Source organism: Lacticaseibacillus hegangensis, assembly GCF_003946465.1.
GTDB classification, from domain to species: domain Bacteria; phylum Bacillota; class Bacilli; order Lactobacillales; family Lactobacillaceae; genus Lacticaseibacillus; species Lacticaseibacillus hegangensis.
Genome location: NZ_RHOL01000064.1, coordinates 1 through 1,775 on the forward strand (window position 1 = coordinate 1; position 1,775 = coordinate 1,775).

Genomic DNA, 1,775 nt, shown 5'->3' on the forward strand with positions numbered 1-1,775 from the left:
CAAGGTAGTCCTTTGAAAACTGAACAAAGTTTCGTAAATGTGATAGGGCTTTTCAATGAAAGTTGAAAAGAATTAATTAACATGAGCGAAGTCAATTCGCAATAAACAACAAATCGAGCTATTCAAATAACTCATTTTATATGAGAGTTTGATCCTGGCTCAGGATGAACGCTGGCGGCGTGCCTAATACATGCAAGTCGAACGAGGTTTTGACGAATGAACGATGTGCTTGCACGGAGTGATTTTGTTAACACCGAGTGGCGGACGGGTGAGTAACACGTGGGTAACCTGCCCTTAAGTGGGGGATAACATTTGGAAACAGATGCTAATACCGCATAAACCCAAGGATCACATGGTCTTTGGTTGAAAGATGGCGCAAGCTATCGCTTTTGGATGGACCCGCGGCGTATTAGCTAGTTGGTAAGGTAACGGCCTACCAAGGCAATGATACGTAGCCGAACTGAGAGGTTGATCGGCCACAATGGGACTGAGACACGGCCCATACTCCTACGGGAGGCAGCAGTAGGGAATCTTCCACAATGGACGCAAGTCTGATGGAGCAACGCCGCGTGAGTGAAGAAGGCTTTCGGGTCGTAAAACTCTGTTGTTGGAGAAGAACACGTTTGAGAGTAACTGTTCAGACGTTGACGGTATCCAACCAGAAAGCCACGGCTAACTACGTGCCAGCAGCCGCGGTAATACGTAGGTGGCAAGCGTTATCCGGATTTATTGGGCGTAAAGCGAGCGCAGGCGGTTTCTTAAGTCTGATGTGAAAGCCTTCGGCTTAACCGAAGAAGTGCATCGGAAACTGGGAAACTTGAGTGCAGAAGAGGACAGTGGAACTCCATGTGTAGCGGTGAAATGCGTAGATATATGGAAGAACACCAGTGGCGAAGGCGGCTGTCTGGTCTGTAACTGACGCTGAGGCTCGAAAGCATGGGTAGCGAACAGGATTAGATACCCTGGTAGTCCATGCCGTAAACGATGAATGCTAGGTGTTGGAGGGTTTCCGCCCTTCAGTGCCGCAGCTAACGCATTAAGCATTCCGCCTGGGGAGTACGACCGCAAGGTTGAAACTCAAAGGAATTGACGGGGGCCCGCACAAGCGGTGGAGCATGTGGTTTAATTCGACGCAACGCGAAGAACCTTACCAGGTCTTGACATCCTATGCCAACCTGAGAGATCAGGCGTTCCCTTCGGGGACATAGTGACAGGTGGTGCATGGTTGTCGTCAGCTCGTGTCGTGAGATGTTGGGTTAAGTCCCGCAACGAGCGCAACCCTTATGACTAGTTGCCAGCATTCAGTTGGGCACTCTAGTAAGACTGCCGGTGACAAACCGGAGGAAGGTGGGGACGACGTCAAATCATCATGCCCCTTATGACCTGGGCTACACACGTGCTACAATGGCCGGTACAACGAGTTGCGAACCCGCGAGGGTAAGCTAATCTCTTAAAGCCGGTCTCAGTTCGGACTGCAGGCTGCAACTCGCCTGCACGAAGTCGGAATCGCTAGTAATCGCGGATCAGCATGCCGCGGTGAATACGTTCCCGGGCCTTGTACACACCGCCCGTCACACCATGAGAGTTTGTAACACCCGAAGCCGGTGGGGTAACCTTTCGAGGAGCTAGCCGTCTAAGGTGGGACAGATGATTAGGGTGAAGTCGTAACAAGGTAGCCGTAGGAGAACCTGCGGCTGGATCACCTCCTTTCTAAGGATAGATGCGTAAGCATCACGGAAACCTATCACATGAAACTTTGTTTAGTTTTGAGAGGA

1 rRNA gene is annotated in these 1,775 nt (G+C 50.7%); it reads left to right on the forward strand.

Annotated features, from left to right (window positions below):
* The first annotated feature begins 136 nt into the window (after positions 1-136).
* A 16S ribosomal RNA gene (locus EKM86_RS12215) occupies positions 137-1,710 on the forward strand.
* The last annotated feature ends 65 nt before the right edge of the window (positions 1,711-1,775 follow it).